General features: G+C 34.0%; 1 pseudogene. It reads right to left on the bottom strand.

Annotated elements, in window-relative coordinates:
- A pseudogene (locus V7124_RS25020) lies at positions 1–112 on the bottom strand (DNA-binding response regulator); the annotation flags it as partial.
- Positions 113–312 lie beyond the last annotated feature (200 nt).

Below are 312 nucleotides of genomic sequence, written 5' to 3'. Positions count from 1 at the left end.
TATACCCTTCTAGACCGTCATTCACAAAGGTCCCTTTAATTCCTTCTTTGGCAAAAAACATTTCAATCATCGAGCAAACACTTGTATTATCTTCAATTACGAGTATTTTCAAAGTCCGTTCATCTCCTAGCAAAAACTCTTCTTTCTTCAGTTTATAACATTTTTCTGACATATCAACTATATCGCAAAATCTTCTCAGGGATTTAATACTTTGTTCATAGTTTGTTAATACTCCATAAAAAAAGGCCTGGAAAAGTATCCAGACCTTTTTGCGCTATGCGAGAGTGATTTTCGTTATACGCCAATATTTCT

The organism is Neobacillus niacini, from assembly GCF_036961885.1.
In the GTDB taxonomy this organism is placed as follows: Bacteria; Bacillota; Bacilli; order Bacillales; family Cytobacillaceae; genus Neobacillus; species Neobacillus niacini_H.
The sequence above is the reverse complement of the archived record's forward strand: the minus strand, read 5'-3'. Positions and strand labels throughout refer to the sequence as shown.